The sequence below is a fragment of the Algoriphagus sp. genome (assembly GCF_013373065.1).
In the GTDB taxonomy this organism is placed as follows: domain Bacteria; phylum Bacteroidota; class Bacteroidia; order Cytophagales; family Cyclobacteriaceae; genus Algoriphagus.
The window spans coordinates 1-17765 of record NZ_JABXIN010000001.1; the positions used below are offsets into that span (position 1 = coordinate 1).

Consider the following 17765-nt stretch of genomic DNA (forward strand, 5'->3'; position numbering starts at 1 on the left):
CATTTTCTTTTTGGAATAGTGATCTGACATTTTTCCGGTGAATAATTGCCCAATCCCCCAGATAGAAGGATAAATAGCTGCCAAAATCCCAATCTTTTCGTAATCAAATCCTAAAGAGATCAAATAGACTGGTAATAATCCCCATATCATCCCATCATTCAGGTTATTTACAAGTCCAGCTTGAGTCACTGAGCTCAGTACTTTGTGCTGAAATGTTGTCTGTAAAAAAACTTGATCAAGTAGCTGAACTTTTGATGCCGCACTTTCCATCTTCACAAAGTGTCGGGTATCATTTACCCATAGCCAGGTAAATAATAAACCCATCATAGATAGTACCACTCCAATGTAAAAAGGATAAGGAGTAAGCCCATAACTATTGGCAACAACTCCAGTCAAAAAAGCAATGATTCCTACTGCTAGATACCCCGCAAATTCGTTGATACCCATCGCAAGACCCCGGTCTTTTTCTCCGACTAAATCAATTTTCATGACCACTGTACTGCTCCAGGTGAAGCCTTGACTGATTCCCAATAAAATATTTGCTGCAATGACCCAAGCCCAACTAGGAGCAAATATCAAAATCCAAGGCACTGGAATGACTATCAGCCAGCCTACTACAAGAAGCCTTTTTCGCCCGTATATATTTGCCAGCCGACCTGCATAATAGTTTGAAATAGCTTTAGTAATTCCAAATGCTACAATGAATGAAAGAATGGCTGTTTTGGAGGCTATTCCAAATTCAACCTCGGCATATTGTGGAAAAATACTTCGCTCCATACCGATCATTCCGCCTACAAATGCGTTGATCAAGACCAGAAGCGCGAATTGTTTCCTATTTTTCTTTAATCCGAGTTCAGCATTCATCCTTTATCCAACTTGAATACAAAACTGAGATTGTTCGAATCCGAAAACTTTTACATTTGTTAAAAAAATGAGACTACCTCTTATAATCTCATAATCATCTTTTCTGTCCTCGAATTCGACTCAAGCTTACCTGGGTGATCCCCAAAAAAGAAGCCACATGCTTCAAAGGAATCTTATGAATCAATTCAGGTTTTTCCTCCAACAGCTTCTCATATCTTTCCTCAGCTGTTAAAAACTGGATATTCTCCAAACGCCTTAGCGTTTCTACAAAAGCATTTTGTATAAGTAGCCGAAAGAGGCGCTCCAAATCATGATGTTCATCAAATAGCCCAAACAAGGCCGCTGCTGGAATAGCAACTACCTTCGATTGCTCTAAAGCTTGAATAGCCTTATTACTAGGACTCTTGGTAAATAAGCTTTCTGCCCTTACAATTAAATCATTGGGAAAGGCAAAATACTCCGTAACCTCGACACCTCCCTTTAGGTAAAAAATCCTCCCTATTCCTGAGACCATAAAATAAATCGTCTTACAGGTAGCCCCAATTGCCTGAATTTCTTCATTTTTATCATATTCTATTACCGTACAAAGCTCAATTAAATCAGATCTTGCTTGGGTAGAAATGGGTTGAAGTTCTTGAAAAAAGGAAAAGAGTGGTTTAAGCGAATTCATACAAATTCAAGATAATAAATTGAGAGCTGAAAAAGTCTTGTGAAATTATGATAAGATTTACCAAGAGTAATAGAAATAAATCAATAGCGAACAAACCCTCTTTTTCAGATTTCTTATCTCATAAAAAATCCCCATAACTTTTAGTCCCAGCTGCAGCTTTTGTCAATAGGGGGAGCATAAAAAAACAGCCCCTAGATTTAATTCTAGGGGCTGTTTTGTTTTTCTACCTCAACTTCAACCCAAAACACTCCTCTTTCTGTTTTATCTTGTCTTTTCTAGCCTTTATATTCAAAGAAAACCCAGGCTCGCCTGTTTCGTTTTACTCATCAAGTTTAACATAATCCTACTATGAAAAAATCCATTTTTCTTACCCTGTTTTTAGTCTCAGCAATTACTCTAATCGCTCAAGCTCAAGAAACAAGTCCAAGTTCCTCTCAAGGGGAATTTAAAGTAGTGACCATAGTCGAATCCATCGTACCTATGGGTATAGGTCGTTCTAGAATCATCGACAGTCAAACCCAAGTGGATGCTTCTATTTTTACAACCGAGCGAACAGATGGGAAAAAGAGTAATCAAAAAGAAATCAGCCGATCCGATATTAAGGTTGATGAACTGGAAGAAACCAAATTGCTAAACTTCTTCAGTGCAACGGGGATTAATTTCCAAAATATTGCATCCAATGATGCTGTCATCGCCTCAAAAATCAACAGCATGCTTGCCCAAGGCTGGAAACTTACCTATGTCACTTCCGGAGTGGAAAGTGATTCAGGAAGCGAAGATGGCCAAGGGATATTTATAACTCGATTATTTTTCTACAGAGAATTGTAATAACTACCTATTTCCCAAAATAAAGAGGTCATTTTTGACCTCTTTATTATTTTCTAACAACTCTTAAAAAACTGCTTCGAAGCTAATTTCCCTTCGATTTCCTTAGCAGTCTTGGTAATGGAAAGACCACCTAAATTCGTACATCTAAGTGTATTAGGGATACTTTTTCCAACCTCATACATGGTTTCGATGACCTCATCCAAGGGAATTAAATGATCATAATCTGCCAAAGCCATATTCGCACAGGAAAGCGCATTGGATGCTGCCATCACATTTCGGTTTAAACAAGGGGCTTCCACCCGATTGCCAATCGGATCACAAATCATTCCTAGTGAACTCTGTAAGGCCATGGAGGCAGCAGATAAACTTTGGTTCAAGTTTCCACCTCCCAAATAAACCAAAGCAGCGGCAGCCATTGTTGCCCCTGAGCCACACTCTGCCTGACAGCCTCCAACTTCCGCGGCAAAAGTCGAATGGGCGGCAATAAAAACCCCAATCAACCCGGCAATCAAGAGTGCTTTTACGGTTTCCTCCTCAGAAAGTCCTAACGAATCGGCTACTCCCAAAACAGCTCCTGGCATAGCTCCACAAGAGCCTGCGGTAGGTGCCGCCACAATTACTCCCATGGAGCTTTTAACTTCCATGATTGCAGAAACATACATAATGATCCGATTGAGTACGTCTCCATCAACCAATCGCTTTTCCTCCATCATGGATTTGAACTTTACAGATTGAGGACCCAAAATCCGATCTTCGAAATGTGTTCCTTTTAAACCTGTCTCGACTGCATTTTTCAGAATCACCCGGATCTGTTCCATTTTCGCGAGCACCTCTTCTTCGGATATATTTCCACGCTGACTTTCATATCGAACTGCCAGTTCCCACAATGAAAGATTTTTATCCGCATTATAGGCCAACATTTCCTCTACAGTAATAAAGGGAACCTGGGTGTTTTTGGAAGAAAGAACAGGCAAGACTGGGCGAATTTCTTTGATCATATTCACCCCCTCTATTTGAGTTAATTCTTCTTTTAAAATTGAATCTATGGGTTTTTGAGCGGTCAGAAGAACCATTTTGGAAGTCCCGCTAAGCGCTTCAAGGCTATCCCAATCTCCTGCTTGTTTCAGGTAATTCATGACTTGGTCCTGAAAATCAGCATAGACTAAAGTCATGAATCGATCTCCTGCCAAGGAAACCTTGGCCCCATCGATTTCAACCACCTCGATCATCCCCCCTCCGGTAGAAATGGCCACTACTTTATGTGTCTCCCAAGGATTTTTAAGGGAGATTTGATAGGCATTGGGATGCTTGTTTTCCAATTCAATAATTCGAATGGAATAGGAAATTCCGGCTCCCTTTAGATGCATTTCGGAATCTACCAATCGCTCATCATGTGCCTCCCAACCCAGGAAACCTCCAAAAAGTCCCATATCCGAACCTTGATCTTTATGAGTTGTAGCTAATGAACCCTCCGGATCAAAATCAATTTCAATGGAAGAAATCCTTCCTCCCATCAGATCATGACAAATCCGTGCAATTCTCAGGGAAGCTGCACAGTGGGAACTGGAGGGTCCTCGCATTACTGGACCGACCACATCGTTGAAAATACTGGGATAATTCATGGTATTGGCTGTTGAGACAATCCATTGAATTTAAGAAAAAATGTAAGGAATTTAGGAATAGAAGGATTCAGGTAAAAAATGAGGCTATCTCATAAATACCTTCTGTCACGTTGAGCGGAGTCGAAACGTTGTTAAATCAACAAAAATAGGCTTCGATTTCCTGCCTTTGCCGGCAGGCAGTCGCTCAGCCTGACAAAAAATGACTATTGAGACAGCCAAATTTTTATTTCAAATAAACCGTGGCTTCTGAATCACCCGAATAACCAGGGAAACCATAAAGATAAGGATCCCATAGATGGTCGAGATGGTACTGTACTTTAAGCCGCCGGCAATCATCGCTTGATTCACGTTGCCTCCAAAGGATTCGATTCCTTCAAACATCCCATAGAGTCCGATTACCTGCCCGAGAATACCAGTCGCTAAGGCAAATAGTCCTAACTCCTTGGTCCATTCTGGAAACTTGAAGGCTGAAAACACTACTGCAATCAATTGGAGAGTCAAAATACTCATGATAATGGGCCCTCCTGCAAAGAATAAATCAATCATAATTTTTTGGTTTTGGTACAGACCAAAATTACCTCGAATGGCCTCGAAAAGGTAAGTAAAAAACCCTGCTAGACAAGTCAAAAACAGGATTTGAGAAGTTCGGGATTTAGCAAAAACGGCTTCTCCAATCAATTTCCCTAATTTTAGGCATGTCCAAAAAAATCCGACTCGAAATTACCTTCTGGTTAGTGACCGCTTTTCTAATGGGGCTACTAGTTAAGGATGCCTTTTCCAGTTCACAAGGAAGTTGGTTAGCAGGATGCCTATTATTGATCCCAACCTTGACCTTGCAAAAAGGAATTGCCTGGGCCTGGAATTTCTCAGGAATAAAACGATTGGCCCGTCTATTTTTAGTTGGTGTTTCATCTCTTTATTTAGCTTACTTGGCCATTGCATTTGTGTATTGGTATTTTCTTGGCTTCAATTCCGACTATTTCGAGAAATCCATCATTAATCCTGTTCTCTTATGGGTAATCATGGGCTTTTTTACCGGACTGTATTTTTTCCTTTTCCGAAAAAAACAAGAATCCCAATCCTTTCCTGAAACCATCAGCTTCTACAGCAACCGAAAGTTAGTCTCCCTCAAGCCAGAAGATATTCTGTTTATTGAAAGCTTGAGTGAATACACTTCCGTCCAACTTCAAAATGGGCAATCATTAAAAAACGGGGTTAAAATCAGCGAATGGACTAATCGTTTACCGGATTTTCTAAGAGTGCATCGATCCTTTTTAATTAATCCGGAATATGCGATCTACAAAGGACAGGAGATCGAAATCAATGGTGATCACATAATCCCAATTTCCAGGTCGTATAAAGAGCTTACCAAAGAGTATTTTCTGAAAAATCAAACTTCCTAGGGAGTAATTAGCCCAAAGCCACATCCAGCATCATCATCACCGCAAAGCCAATCATCGCTCCAATAGTCGACAAATCTGTCTCATTCCCCTGTTGGGATTCAGGAATCAGTTCTTCGATAACCACAAAAATCATTGCCCCTGCCGCAAAGGAAAGCGCATAAGGCAATAAATGAGACATGCTAATCACCATTAAGGCTCCTAAGACTCCTGCGATGGGTTCGACAATTCCAGACAACTGACCATAGAAAAATGCTTTTCGCCTCGAAAACCCTTCCCTGCGCAAAGGCACTGAAACCGCGGTACCCTCTGGGAAATTTTGGAGTCCAATCCCGATCGTCAAAAGAATCGCTCCCGTGAGAATTTGCGGGTCTTGGCTGACTCCATAGGCTCCAAAAGCAACACCAACAGCAAGTCCCTCGGGAATATTATGCAAAGTGATCGCTAATATCAACAATACACTTCGCTCCCAAGAGGTACGTATACCTTCGGCATTTTCAATCGGCTGCCTTCGATGCAAATGGGGTAATAACTTGTCAATAAGCAACAAAAATACACCTCCTGCCAAAAACCCTATTGTAGCCGGAAACCAAGCAAAATCAGGATCATCTTTGGAAGCTAAATCGATAGCAGGTGCTAGTAAAGACCAGAAACTAGCCGCAATCATGACCCCTGCTGTAAATCCCAACATCAAATTCATAACCCGACGATGGATATCCTTAAAGAAAAAAACCAAGGCAGCACCGGCCATCGTTACCCCCCAGGTAAATAAGGTTGCCAGCAAAGCAAGAAAAATAGGATCCTCAATTTTTAGCCAAGAAATATCCATGATGCCATTGTCGGTCACTTACATGAAACCAAAAAACTTTTTAAAGAAATCAAATCTCAATTCATTCCATTTTCTTCAAGTTGATCCCGAAGCATTTTTTTGAGGCTTTCCAAATAGTCTTCCAAAACTTTTTGGTTGATCTCGGGATGGGATTCAGAAGGAATGGTTATGGGATTTTCATCCAATTTGCGATAGAGTTCCGGGAAATTATTCTCGATATTAGTCGTCAATTGCATGATTTCCCGAAGTAGACTTTGAAGCGTTCTCATTACAGTACTAATTAAGGTCCTAGAATTTTTTCCTATAGATGGATTTCCATCAATTTCATATAGTTTTAGAAAGCTAGAAAGATTAACTAAGAAACTGGCTGACAAATATCAGCAAACCAGCTGATTGGAAGTGAAAACTGTCTACCCTTACTTGAAATCAAATTTTTCAAGTTCTAAAACATTTTTTTAATTCGATTTAGTTAGCTCAGAAACTTAGTGGGAAAATCTTAAAATGAAAGGATAAAACAGATGACTTGCTATTTATATACACCTCATCCAGACAAAGGCTCAGTTGATAATAATATTCCCCAGGAACCTCATCCTCAATGCTATTTTAGCAAGGCTAATCCCTCTTTTGCCGATGCATCTCCGGGATTGAAAAGCAAAACTTTCTGGAAAAGAACTGTGGCTTCTCTGTTTTTCTGAAGTTGAAGTTTGTTCCAAGCCAACAACAGTAATCCATCATAATCAAAGGGATAGAGATTCACCACCTTTTCCAAGTAGGGTTCTGCCTTTTCATAATTCCCTCGGTTGTAGTATATCAATCCCAGGCGATAATTCACCAAGGTGTTTTGGGGATCGATTTGCAGTATTTTGAGATAAACATCTTCTACTTCCATCCATTTCCCCTGAACAGACAGTGGCAGCACCAAACCCAGTTTAGGTTCTATGGCATAGGGCTTCAGACTTACCGCTTTCCGGTAAAATCCCAAAGATTCCTCTAGCTGTGAAGCTTGGTAATGCAACCAACCCAAGCGGAGGTTCATCTCGTACGAATCAGACTTATAAACAGTCTGAATTGATTGGATAGCCCCTTGGTAATTACCTGCATTTTCCAAGGAATAACTTTCCTGAAAGGCCTTTTCTAAATCTTCTTGGGCCCAAGCAAAGCTGGAGAATACCAGAAAAGTACCTAGGAAAAGAATCCCTATTCTAGAGGCTACAGAATGAGAAAATCGATTGAATTCGGCTAAAATTTCCATGAGAGGATTGCAGTTAAGGATTGAATAGAATAGGTTTTTAAATTTTGATCAGAAATAGCAGGGTTAGCTTGGAACCGACTGCTATTTGAAAAATTAGTAAAGTCCAAGGTCAACTTCCAGGAAGGATTAGGAACAAGCAATAGGCGACCTCCCCAACGCTGATCGATTTGATCAAGTCGATTGAAAACAACAATCCCCTGCTTGCTGATGTAGTTTTGGAGTTCGCCAAAGGTGCCATAGCCTTCAAGCCAAAGAAAATGAGTGAGTTTCAGTCCAATTTCCTGATTGAAAATTATTCGATTGGTAGATGCAACTCCGTCAAAACCTTGGTTCTGATAGCTTAGTACCGAGTAGGTGTAGAGATTTAAATTCCCCATCGGGAAAAAACTCAATTGAAAATCTGTCTGAAGCTGATTTCCTGAATTGATTTTCCCCATGTATAAATTGACACCTAAATCAAGGTAATTCAATCGTTTTGACAGCGCCCCAAATACCAACCAATCAAAAGCCTGAACCCGATCAGTTTCCACCTGTGTTTGGGGACTATTGCCAACAGATTGAATAAATGGAACATCATAAGCGAGCTGCAAAAGATGGCCTCCAAAAGATGCGCTCCACCCTTTTCCAATATAGTATCCCGCACTGGCTACGTATTGCCAACTCGTTGAGCCATTGGTCGGGGTTTGAAGTGAAAGTCCGTTTTCCTGAGAGTAATAGAATTGCGTAGCCTGCAGATAACTTAACCCTTGATACAAAGTCCATCGAGGACTCAATTGCAGACCCACTCCAAAAAATCCATAATGATGAAATCGAGGAATATATTGATAACCAATTGCCTCGACATCAGCTGGTCCGGAGAATTCATTAATTATCTGGGGATCAAGAGATCCCGTGTAATTATAAGCGAAATCCAGGCCTCTCAAAGAACCTCTTCGATAAGTTTGTGTTTTACGTTTAAGTTCGGATGAAAATACCGAAACCAAAAGTTCCGCCTCTTCCTCTTTTCCAGACCAGAGATAGGAATAATAAAGGTACTCCTTCACATATTCCTCCTCTTGATTTACTTCCCGGGCTTTCTCAAAATGAAGGGCAGCTTCTCGATAATTTCCTTTTTCAAAAAAGGCAATTCCTACTCTCACACGGAGGTAGTAAAAATCAATCTGTCGATTCAATGCCTCTCTGCCCACTTGAATCAATCCTTCCCAATCCTTAGCTTGGAACAAGGAATAGGTTTCGGAATCAACTCGGGAAACATTCCAATTTTCCTGAGCCTGAATGGTTCCCAAACCAGTAAGGAGAACGAAAAAAAAGAGGATTATTCGCTTTTGCATAGGGCTTTGACGGTTTGTTTTCCTCTTTCAAAAGCAAATGAACGAATGCCACCTGCATCAATCACAAATTCAAACTGACTGACCTCCAGCGTTTTTCCAAAACTGGACTTCCGAATTGATCCTTTCAAGGAGATAGGGGAATTGGAGAATCCCCGTTGGGCTAGTGGATATCCCAACTCATAATCAGCACGCAAATACTCATAAAATGGCGCGATAAAATCCTGGATAAAGATTCGCTTGGGGTGAAATATCTGATGAATTGGGAATGTATCCCGCAATTTCAATCCGGGAGTAAACCCAAAGCTGACTTTGTAGGCAGAAAGAAAAAATAGATAGAGCAGGGATTTCCGCTTGCCTTCAAAATGGGTAAAATGAAGCATCAATTCATCCGTCTTAAAAAAGGCTTTTGATTTCGTTTTCTCACAATACAAATATTTGTTGAGGAAATAATCCCGCTTGACTTCCCATTCTTCCTCTCCATCGAAGGTCTCAAAACGAATGGTTTCTCCTACCACAAAGGAAAACGCCTTTTTCACTTCTGGATTAGGTGTCAAAGAAGAAACCACAGCATCTTTGGGAGGATTAGAAGTGGATTGCAACTCTTCTTTTCCTCCATATCGCATCCAAACATCTGAAATTGGGTAATCCAAAGTAGCCGAACCTATGTAGGGACTGGCTTGAATTTGAAAATGAAGATGGGGATAGGGGGAATTTCCAGAATTTCCACATTTACCAATGACCTGTCCCTTTTCCACCTCTTGGCCCGGTTTGACCGAAATAGATCCTTTTTTGAGATGGGAAAGTTTGGAGTATAAAAACTCACCATGTTTAATAATCACTGTATTTCCCCAATTCTCTTCGAGGTTTCGGGTGCCTACCACATTGTCCTCCACATCATTGACTACTTTCTCCACAACCCCTTTGGCCGGCGCAAGGATATTTTTATCAAAACAATAATAATCTGAAGGATAATCTCCCTCATTTTTAAAGGTTCTCCCTTCTTCATCCTTGATTTCAAAATCCCAGGCATGCTTCCAGTCACCCTTATGGGTGTATTCTCCCTGATGCCCTTGGGTAACAGCCCATTCACCGAAAAAAGGAAGATAAATCGGGATTGGGCTATTTTTCCCAAATCTTCTCATAAAGTTCCTGAAGGTGTAGAGGTTTTTTTCAGGGGCATTTTGCTGCCAAAAAATGGTACTTAGTCCCACTCGATTATCAACCCTAAATTTCAAGGCATACAAAACCAAAAGAGTAGCTAAATTGAATGGAAAAGCATGAACAGGTAGGTAGAAAGAATCTAAAATTTGCTGCAATGAAACCGTCATCAAAACAACCAATGGAATAACTAGCGAGAGCTGCAGGTAACTGCTTCGGTTGGGAATGATAAAGAAGCCACCTATTGCGATGGCCGTCAAAATGTAATTGAAACCAATGTAACTGAAGGCAACCTCTGAAAACGGAATCCCTAGGACTCCATAAAATAAATAAGCGATGTAAAAACCGATCAAGGAAAGAGTGAAAGCAATTCGGGAATAAACCAATAATCCAAGTGCTGCCACCATCCCCGCTAGGATAGTCTGTTGAAAAAATATAGCGCCCAAAGAAAGAAAATAGGACCGTAAAGAATCGGGAATTGCCAAGTTCTGAACCCATTCATAGAATACAATCAGGTTTTTCCCTCCCAAGGTGTACAATTCATTCAAAAAATAAACACCACGCTCACTGAGGCCTAAGGCTTCAAATTGCTTTGCTGCTAACCGAAGCATCCAAAAAATCAAAACAAAGGGAAGGCTGAGAAAAGGAAGTCCATATTTTCCGAAAACGCCCTCAAAGGCGACAGATAACAGAACTGCTAAAATCCCCGCAAGGAAAACCAGAAGAAATAAAATAATTCCCGGCTCAAAATAAATCCCCAATCCTACTCCAACCAATAAGGCATTGAAGCCATAAAAGCCCTTCCGGATCAAGCTCTCTTCAAACCCCAGCACTTTTGCTGTTAGCAATGCAGTGGAAACAGCGAGAAAGCCAGATAATCCAACATAAAGATCTATAAAGGTTACGATAAGCAAAGCGACTCCAAACCCCTTGTGATCGGAGAAAAAAACTTGGGCGTAGCTATTGGATACGGCTACCCCAAACCATTCGAGTCGCTTGATGAGCTGTTTCAAAGCATTGGGGATAAAAGTTAGAGATCAAATTTTTTCAAATGATCCGGTAATTCTTCCTGAGAATTCAGCGTTTCCAAGGTTTCTTTTTTCCGGATAATATGTGGTTTCCCTTCCCTGTCCAATAAAATCACATTGGGTCGATACGTAATAAACTGCATCCATTGCGTCATATTGTAGGCACCCACCCGACGAATCACAAACTGATCTCCTTTTTTGAGAAGAGGGAACATCATATTTGAACGGATCACATCAATATTCATACATAAGGGACCATAAATAGTGGTGTCCTCCGATTGATCTGACACGGGAGCGATAGGGCGCAAATCATGCTCATACCAAAAAGAGGTAAACATCAGGTTGACTCCGGCATCGATAATAGTTGCCCTTCGACCATCGGAAAGTCGTTTGGTAGCGAGGACTGTCCCTGCCAAGTAACCTGCCTCGTCAATCAAAGCCCTTCCTGTTTCCAATAGCAAGAGTGGCAAATGATCCGGTTTGATATCGGAGCTTATCAAAGCTGAGGTAATGGCTTCCGCAAAATCATCAAAGGAGGGAGCGGTGTCCGTTCCTGGATAATAGGCTCCTCTTAAGGTGTTTTTTGAGGCAAAACCTCCTCCTAGATCAATGTATTGCAGGATATGACCATATTTTCGTTCTAACTTAACTGCCAAGCTTGCCAATTTAGTAGCCGCTACTCGGTAAGCGTCTGTACTAAGCATGTAAGTACCTATATGGGTGTGCAATCCTAAAAGGTCAAGCCTCTTGCTGGCCATAATTCGATTTAGAGCATCCCAAGCTTCCCCGTTTTCAAAGTTAAATCCAAAGCGATCCCATTGAGGATAAATACCCGTATCCATATTTACCCGGATGGCGACTTTTGGGCGTTCGTCCAACTCCTTACTTAGATGAATCAATTCATAGAGTTCATCAAAATGGTCAATATGAATAAGTGAATGATTTTGGATAGCAATTCTTAAATCCTCCTGGGATTTATCAGGACCATTAAATACGATCAGTTCACCGGGTACCCCATTGCTTAAAGCTTTTTGATATTCAAATCCAGATACCACCTCAGCCCAAGCGCCTTCCTGATGAAAAATATTGCAAACTGCATTGAGATAATTGGTTTTATAGGACCAAGAAAACTGAACCTTTGGATAGCGGGAACTGAAAGCCCTATAGGCTTCTTTGTAGGTTTTTCGAATGGTTTGCTCTGAAATAATAAACAAAGGCGAGCCAAACTCCTCCAAAAGGGTTTGAATAGAAACCCCATCAATATGGCTGAGTGGTTCCAACCGTCTTGGCATTCCATATTTACTCGGCAATCCCGCATTAATTCGCTGGATAATTGGCCGTTCAAAAGTTAGCTTACGCATAATGCTTCTAGGTTAAAGTTCTCCTCGGGTAGAAAACTGTTCAAATGCTTTCAAATCACAAATCATATCATAGGAATAGCGGATAAATAGCTTTCCAACCTCATAGTCCTCAAAAGGCTTCACTTCCTTCCCTAGGGCTAGCAAGACCAATACTTCGGGAAGATTCTGCCCTGCCGCTACTGCCAAATACACCCAAGCTGGTAAGCGGGGATTAATTTCGATCAAGTACAATTCCTGCTTGGCAGTACGAATCAATTCCAACTCCATTCCTCCTCGCCATTTGGTTTGGGAAATGACTTGATGTGTTAATTCAAGCATTGCTGGATCTTTCAATGTGATCCCTCCCCAAGCTTTCCCTTTGTCGGTAATGTAGGTTTTCCGCATGGGCACAGCACCAACGGTATTTCCTCTACCATCTCCCATGGCTACCACGTTAACCTCAGTACCCTTGACAAATTCTTGGATGACAATGGGTAGCCCCCATTTTGCCGCGATCTTATTGAAAAAGATAGCTACCTGCTCCCGATCATAGGCGATGTGGGCATCATAAAACTTTCCTTTTACCACCACAGGATAATCAAACTTTTTTTCGATTTCACGCCAATCGTGCAAACTTGTAATAGGTTCGCTATACGGGACCTTCACATTATATTTTTTACCATACTCCGGTAAATTGGATTTGTGGCGTTCCTCAAACTGTTGCAGAGGGGGTAGGAAGGTCCGAATCCCCATTTCTTGAAGGACCCGTTCGGACTTCATCACCGTAAATAATTCAGAGTCAAAATTGGGGATCAAGACCTGAATCTGCTCCTGAAAATGGATATATCGAATCCGATCTAAAAAAGGCTCAACTCCGTCTGAAGGATAGGGAACCTTGTACGTTTTGTCCACCAAATCATGCATGTAAATTCCCGGCTCCAAGTTTTCATAGGCCAGACCTATCACTCGGACATCCAGTAACTCAGAATCCCTCAATCCTCTAATGACTGGAACGCCAGGCCCCGGACTGTCTATATTATTCAATCCGGAAAGGGCTACTGTAACCTTAATCTTCTCCATCTGCTTCGATTAAGTTCATCTGTTTTAAGGTGGCTACAAAATCATAGAAGTAGCGTTCGAAACTCTCGGAATCCAATTCATATTTTTCGCTGAACTCTTCCAGAATTTCTTGAAGATCTTTTCCTAATTGAATCAATTGAACGATTTCAAGCCCGGTCGAATTCAGAGAAAAAGAATCTCCTGTCCCCGCATCGAAGACAAAACCAGACTCGCTGATGGCGACGTTACTTTTTAGCTTAAGCATGGCTTTTGGGGTTTATTTTGCCAAAAATCTTAAGAAAGAAAGCCAATATAGCTTGGATAAACTATGATAAAAATCACGTAGGGATCTGGTCATCGATTAAAAACCATGACCTTTTTGAGCAAACCAAAAGGGTTCTTTAAGTTTTGATTCACATTATCTTAAAAAATGAATCATTGAATTCGTTGCATCACAATAGCATGTCCTTTTTGCATAACAGTAACTTGGTTGCAATGGGACAAATGAGTGAATTCATAGGGTTCGTCTATTGAAAACGAGTGAATGCTATTGTTTTCAAAAATCCCCGAACATTCCAAAACTCCTTCTGGGGAAAATCGAGAGATCCGATATCCATGGGGTTCTTCCTGCAAGTTGAACCAGGAACCAGCCACCTCACCGGCTAACCATTGGCTTTGGAACGGAATAGATTCAGGTTTGGCAGGCTGAGGTAGCGTACCATGAACTGTATCCCAAGAATAGGCTCCTGTGCTGTGATATTTACCGGATGAAACACTCTCGTCGTAGGGAATCAGGTGCTTGTTCATGAGAAGGTCCACATTAGTAATGGGCATGGGCTTAAGGTGCCAAAAGTAATTCAATAGACTTTTTCTCCACCAAGGAAGCTTTGGAGCTCCTGCCAAAAGACCAGTTCTTACAAAGCGACAACAATTGGTACCATTCAGGGTAAAAGGTCCAAAGGGAATAGAGCCCATTCCCTGCATGGATTTCACTTTTTCAAAAGCAGACTCATAATTCACCTCACAATAAGAAGCCGTCAAAGGCCCCATGCCGAATGTCCAAGGGTTCGATTGAATTTCCTGGAGAATTTCCTTGAAATTTTTCAAAGCTTTCCCGTCCCAGAGTGCGCGAGTCTGAATTTGTAAGGGAGCGTCCGTAGATTCATCACGGATTCGCCCATATTGGTAAGGCGCATGGTAACGTCCGCAATCAAAATACCTACAAACTCCCTCCTCTTTTTGGATTAGGACCAAAGAGGCATGCCCTACCCGATAATGGAATTCCTTATTAAATCCAAGAAAGGTCATGGGCTTATCATACCAAGTTCCGGTCTGCTTCCCTACAAATTCCGGCCAGGCTATGGCAATTGCGATTCCAGTTTGAGAAGACATAAATTCAGGTGCTAGGGTTGTTCATCAAAACCTTAAGGAAGCGTACCAAATACCCAATCCCAGAAAGGAGTGGTAACACCATAGGCTTTGTCTTCTTTCAAATGGTGATGGATATGATGGTTTCTCCAAAGGATTTTCAAGTGATTTTGCGGTGGCTTACGAGTATGAATTAAAAAATGGACCAAAAGGTAAAAAGCATATCCTGAAATAAAACCAGGAAAAACCCCAAAGGCTAGATTTCCTAAAATGATTTTAAAAATGAAAAACACCAAAAACGAGGCGAATAGCGCGACTGGAAGCGGTAAGGTCAGTCGTTCCGGGTCTGTGGGAATATCATGATGGATTGCATGAATTTTGGTTTTCCAACTTTTCCCAGCCTTATAATCCCCGTCATGAAATACAAAGCGGTGGATCAAATATTCCGCTAAAGAAAATAGCACTAGTCCTACCAAAAACAGAAAAGCTAGCTTCCAGAATGAGATCCTCATTTGAAAAATCCCTAGGCAAAAAACCGCAAGAGCAACTATAAAAAGTGAGGAAATAACCAAAGGCGCACTGGATCTGGAAAGCCATTCCAGAACTGGATTTTTAAACAATCGTTTGCCTTGATTAGGTGTCCTCATGATGACTCATCAAACTAGATATCACTGTTAATGAAATTTAAAACTAGTTTCAAAAAAATACTATCGAGTAAAATAAAATTTATCAAAAAATAAATTAACCAAATAATCGGCAACAATTCCTCCCATTTTAACATTCCGATAAACCTCAGCTCATTTACTGATTTTCCTCATGATTTTTTAAAAGGATATGTCCTATTATCGGACATTCAAATCTTAACCCCAGAAGTTATGTCGCAACCTCACCCTTTATCTTCAGCCCAAACCACAGCATTGGTTTTACTGAGGCTATTTGTAGGATGGCATTTTCTTTACGAAGGTGTCATCAAGCTTTATACCCCTTCTTGGACTGCCAAGGGCTATTTACTTAGTGCCACGTACATGGAGTCCTTTTTCCATTGGTTAGCAAGTGATTCCATGATTTCCATAGTGGACACCCTAAACATCGCCACACTTATTATTGTGGGCGCTGCCTTGGTTTTGGGATTCCGAACCAAACTGGCAAGTATCTTGGGAATTGGCCTTTTGTTGCTGTATTACCTTGCGCATCCCCCATTCCCGGGACATCCGCAAGGAATCACTGAAGGAAGTTATTGGATCGTGAATAAAAACCTGATTGAAGCTGCTGCGCTTCTGGTGGTTTACCAGTTCCCAACCTCCTTGGCCTTTGGTCTGGAAAGAATATTCCATAAAAAAGAACTCCAAACCCAACCCCATTAAACCCAGCAAGCTCATGTCAACAGATAAAAAATTATTTAGCGGATTTTCGAGAAGAGATTGGTTAAAAAGTCTGGCAGGCCTTCCTATCCTAGGAACAGTTTGGGCGGCTGGATTGGACACTACCAAAAAATCCAAACTAGAAAAAGAATTACTACTTGAAAGATTAAATATAAAGGCAAGTCCTCCACCTCCATCAGGATCCATGGAAGGAGCACCCGTGCGGGTGGGATTGATCGGGTTTGGTATTCGAGGAGAACAACTTATGCGTGCCTTAGGCTTCGCAACGAAAGAGTGGCTAGAGGCCATGGCAAAATCCAGTCAGGAAAACCCGAATGATAATCGACTGGCCGATTTTCAGGCTCAGGAGAACCTAAACATCAAGCTGACCGGAATCTGTGATATTTTTGATTATAGAGCTGAAAAAGCACTAAACTCTTTCAATACACCAGACAACCCTGTCAAACGCTATGATACCTATCTGGATTTGATTCATAGCGGCGATGTAGACGCGGTAGTTATTGCAACTCCCGATCATTGGCATGCTCCTATGGCGAAGGCAGCTATTGAGGCCGGAGTACATGTGTATGTAGAAAAACCCATGACCCACACGATTTCCGAAACCTACACGCTTCGGGAAGCAGTTCGCAATAATCCAGGTGCTGTTTTAGCTGTGGGGCACCAACACCGACAAACACTTAGCTTCTTAACTGCCCAAGATGCTATTGCCAAAAATACGTTGGGACATGTTTCTTTGGTCGTTACCAATACCAATCGAAACGATGATAATGGCGCCTGGCAATATGAAATCCATCCGGATGCTTCTCCAGAGACTATTGATTGGAATGCATTCTTAGGCAATGCCCCTTATGAACCCTTTAATAAAGAGCATTTCTTCCGCTGGAGAAAATGGTGGGCTTATGGTTCGGGTTTATCCGGAGACCTTTTGACTCATGATTACGATCGAATCAACTGTGTGTTGAATATGGGTATTCCGAAATATGTGACTGCTTCCGGAGGAATTTACACCCACCGAGATGGCCGTAATGTACCGGATGTCATGCAAGTCAATATGGATTTCCCTGATTTCAGTACTGGCTCCAGTCAAGAACCTGGAAAAGAAAAAGGAATGTCCTTGGTTTATAGTGCGACACTTGGAAATCAATTTGACCGAGGTACCGTTCTTATGGGACATGATGCTTCTATGGAGCTAGGAAATATTCTGACCATCTACGCAGATCCTCGATCTAGCCAATACAAGGATATGATTCAGGAAGGTCGAATTGATCCATCAGTACCAATTTACCAGTATGACCCAAGTGCAGATGGCGTGGACGCCGTGACTTCCGCAACCGCGAAGTACTTTGCCAATAAAGGACTTCTATGGACCTATCGGGATGGAAAGCGGGTTGATTCAACCTTCCTCCACTTGCGTGAATGGCTCAGCTGTATCCGAAATGGTGGTAATCCAAGTTGCGGCATTAATGAAGGCTTTGAAGAAGCCATCACCGCACATATGGCAGGACTTTCTTATAAAATTGGAAGAAGAATCGAATGGGATGCCGAAAACGAACAGGTAATCGCGCTTCCGGGAGAAGATTTAGATGCCATTTTATTGGATAATACTGTCGACTACACTACTTAAAGTCAAAATC

General features: G+C 41.4%; 18 protein-coding genes. 4 read left to right on the forward strand and 14 right to left on the reverse strand.

Annotated elements, in window-relative coordinates; translation table 11 throughout:
* The coding region (locus tag HWE15_RS00005) for an MFS transporter (protein ID WP_290505441.1) at window positions 1–864 on the reverse strand (864 nt) is incomplete at its 3' end.
* A gap of 94 nt (window positions 865–958) precedes the next feature.
* Window positions 959–1534 (reverse strand): Crp/Fnr family transcriptional regulator, encoded by a 576-nt coding sequence (locus HWE15_RS00010; RefSeq protein WP_290505442.1) that lies wholly within the window; start codon window positions 1532–1534, stop codon window positions 959–961.
* A 348-nt stretch (window positions 1535–1882) separates the two neighbouring features.
* Between HWE15_RS00010 and HWE15_RS00015 the strand changes: the two genes are divergently transcribed.
* Window positions 1883–2362: a hypothetical protein gene (locus HWE15_RS00015; RefSeq protein ID WP_290505443.1), complete on the forward strand. Its 480-nt coding sequence runs from the start codon at window positions 1883–1885 to the stop codon at window positions 2360–2362.
* A 53-nt stretch (window positions 2363–2415) separates the two neighbouring features.
* Here the strand turns inward: HWE15_RS00015 and HWE15_RS00020 are convergent, their stop codons facing one another.
* The gene (locus HWE15_RS00020; RefSeq protein ID WP_290505444.1) at window positions 2416–3984 is read right to left on the reverse strand and encodes an L-serine ammonia-lyase, iron-sulfur-dependent, subunit alpha; all 1569 of its coding nucleotides are present in this window, start codon (window positions 3982–3984) and stop codon (window positions 2416–2418) included.
* A gap of 228 nt (window positions 3985–4212) precedes the next feature.
* A complete protein-coding gene (locus HWE15_RS00025; RefSeq protein WP_290505445.1) occupies window positions 4213–4530 on the reverse strand; it encodes a MotA/TolQ/ExbB proton channel family protein in 318 nt (105 codons plus the stop codon).
* Window positions 4531–4679: 149 nt separating this feature from the next.
* On the opposite strand from HWE15_RS00025, the gene HWE15_RS00030 reads away from it, so the two are divergent.
* Window positions 4680–5387 carry a LytTR family DNA-binding domain-containing protein gene (locus HWE15_RS00030; protein ID WP_290505446.1) on the forward strand — a complete coding sequence of 236 codons (708 nt, stop codon included), beginning with the start codon at window positions 4680–4682 and terminating at the stop codon, window positions 5385–5387.
* 7 nt (window positions 5388–5394) lie between these two features.
* On the opposite strand, the gene HWE15_RS00035 is transcribed toward HWE15_RS00030, so the two are convergent.
* The 10 genes from HWE15_RS00035 to HWE15_RS00080 all read right to left on the reverse strand — a co-directional run bounded on the left by HWE15_RS00035 (window position 5395) and on the right by HWE15_RS00080 (window position 15396).
* The gene (locus HWE15_RS00035) at window positions 5395–6213 is read right to left on the reverse strand and encodes a ZIP family metal transporter (protein ID WP_290505447.1); all 819 of its coding nucleotides are present in this window, start codon (window positions 6211–6213) and stop codon (window positions 5395–5397) included.
* A gap of 56 nt (window positions 6214–6269) precedes the next feature.
* A complete protein-coding gene (locus HWE15_RS00040; RefSeq protein WP_290505448.1) occupies window positions 6270–6482 on the reverse strand; it encodes a hypothetical protein in 213 nt (70 codons plus the stop codon).
* Window positions 6483–6811: 329 nt separating this feature from the next.
* Window positions 6812–7465, reverse strand: coding sequence for a tetratricopeptide repeat protein (locus tag HWE15_RS00045; protein ID WP_290505449.1), 654 nt, complete (start codon window positions 7463–7465; stop codon window positions 6812–6814).
* On the reverse strand, window positions 7453–8796 hold the full coding sequence (locus HWE15_RS00050) for a hypothetical protein (RefSeq protein WP_290505450.1): 1344 nt from the start codon (window positions 8794–8796) through the stop codon (window positions 7453–7455). Before HWE15_RS00050 ends, HWE15_RS00045 begins: the two co-directional genes overlap by 13 nt.
* Window positions 8781–10967: an urea transporter gene (locus HWE15_RS00055; RefSeq protein WP_290505451.1), complete on the reverse strand. Its 2187-nt coding sequence runs from the start codon at window positions 10965–10967 to the stop codon at window positions 8781–8783. Before HWE15_RS00055 ends, HWE15_RS00050 begins: the two co-directional genes overlap by 16 nt.
* A gap of 17 nt (window positions 10968–10984) precedes the next feature.
* On the reverse strand, window positions 10985–12343 hold the full coding sequence (locus tag HWE15_RS00060) for an alanine racemase (protein WP_290505452.1): 1359 nt from the start codon (window positions 12341–12343) through the stop codon (window positions 10985–10987).
* A 12-nt stretch (window positions 12344–12355) separates the two neighbouring features.
* Entirely contained in the window at window positions 12356–13402 is a 1047-nt protein-coding gene (locus HWE15_RS00065; RefSeq protein ID WP_290505453.1) for an ATP-grasp domain-containing protein, read from the reverse strand.
* On the reverse strand, window positions 13389–13646 hold the full coding sequence (locus HWE15_RS00070; protein WP_290505454.1) for an HPr-rel-A system PqqD family peptide chaperone: 258 nt from the start codon (window positions 13644–13646) through the stop codon (window positions 13389–13391). The genes HWE15_RS00065 and HWE15_RS00070 overlap by 14 nt, the downstream gene beginning before the upstream one ends.
* Window positions 13647–13816: 170 nt before the next feature.
* The gene (locus tag HWE15_RS00075) at window positions 13817–14773 is read right to left on the reverse strand and encodes a DUF6695 family protein (RefSeq protein WP_290505455.1); all 957 of its coding nucleotides are present in this window, start codon (window positions 14771–14773) and stop codon (window positions 13817–13819) included.
* Between the two features lie 32 nt (window positions 14774–14805).
* A complete protein-coding gene (locus HWE15_RS00080) occupies window positions 14806–15396 on the reverse strand; it encodes a sterol desaturase family protein (RefSeq protein WP_290505456.1) in 591 nt (196 codons plus the stop codon).
* 228 nt (window positions 15397–15624) lie between these two features.
* Here HWE15_RS00080 and HWE15_RS00085 point away from each other — a divergent pair, with 228 nt between their 5' ends.
* Window positions 15625–16113 carry a DoxX family membrane protein gene (locus HWE15_RS00085; RefSeq protein ID WP_290505457.1) on the forward strand — a complete coding sequence of 163 codons (489 nt, stop codon included), beginning with the start codon at window positions 15625–15627 and terminating at the stop codon, window positions 16111–16113.
* 13 nt (window positions 16114–16126) lie between these two features.
* Window positions 16127–17755, forward strand: a complete 1629-nt coding sequence (locus HWE15_RS00090) for a Gfo/Idh/MocA family oxidoreductase (protein WP_290505458.1) — start codon at window positions 16127–16129, stop codon at window positions 17753–17755.
* The last annotated feature ends 10 nt before the right edge of the window (window positions 17756–17765 follow it).

Coding starts and splice junctions, on each gene's coding strand:
- HWE15_RS00010 (WP_290505442.1), bottom strand. CDS start 1,534: ATGAATTCGCTTAAACCACTCTTTTCCTTTTTTCAAGAACTTCAACCC.
- HWE15_RS00015 (WP_290505443.1), top strand. CDS start 1,883: ATGAAAAAATCCATTTTTCTTACCCTGTTTTTAGTCTCAGCAATTACT.
- HWE15_RS00020 (WP_290505444.1), bottom strand. CDS start 3,984: ATGAATTATCCCAGTATTTTCAACGATGTGGTCGGTCCAGTAATGCGA.
- HWE15_RS00025 (WP_290505445.1), bottom strand. CDS start 4,530: ATGATTGATTTATTCTTTGCAGGAGGGCCCATTATCATGAGTATTTTG.
- HWE15_RS00030 (WP_290505446.1), top strand. CDS start 4,680: ATGTCCAAAAAAATCCGACTCGAAATTACCTTCTGGTTAGTGACCGCT.
- HWE15_RS00035 (WP_290505447.1), bottom strand. CDS start 6,213: ATGGATATTTCTTGGCTAAAAATTGAGGATCCTATTTTTCTTGCTTTG.
- HWE15_RS00040 (WP_290505448.1), bottom strand. CDS start 6,482: ATGAGAACGCTTCAAAGTCTACTTCGGGAAATCATGCAATTGACGACT.
- HWE15_RS00045 (WP_290505449.1), bottom strand. CDS start 7,465: ATGGAAATTTTAGCCGAATTCAATCGATTTTCTCATTCTGTAGCCTCT.
- HWE15_RS00050 (WP_290505450.1), bottom strand. CDS start 8,796: ATGCAAAAGCGAATAATCCTCTTTTTTTTCGTTCTCCTTACTGGTTTG.
- HWE15_RS00060 (WP_290505452.1), bottom strand. CDS start 12,343: ATGCGTAAGCTAACTTTTGAACGGCCAATTATCCAGCGAATTAATGCG.
- HWE15_RS00065 (WP_290505453.1), bottom strand. CDS start 13,402: ATGGAGAAGATTAAGGTTACAGTAGCCCTTTCCGGATTGAATAATATA.
- HWE15_RS00070 (WP_290505454.1), bottom strand. CDS start 13,646: ATGCTTAAGCTAAAAAGTAACGTCGCCATCAGCGAGTCTGGTTTTGTC.
- HWE15_RS00075 (WP_290505455.1), bottom strand. CDS start 14,773: ATGTCTTCTCAAACTGGAATCGCAATTGCCATAGCCTGGCCGGAATTT.
- HWE15_RS00080 (WP_290505456.1), bottom strand. CDS start 15,396: ATGAGGACACCTAATCAAGGCAAACGATTGTTTAAAAATCCAGTTCTG.
- HWE15_RS00085 (WP_290505457.1), top strand. CDS start 15,625: ATGTCGCAACCTCACCCTTTATCTTCAGCCCAAACCACAGCATTGGTT.
- HWE15_RS00090 (WP_290505458.1), top strand. CDS start 16,127: ATGTCAACAGATAAAAAATTATTTAGCGGATTTTCGAGAAGAGATTGG.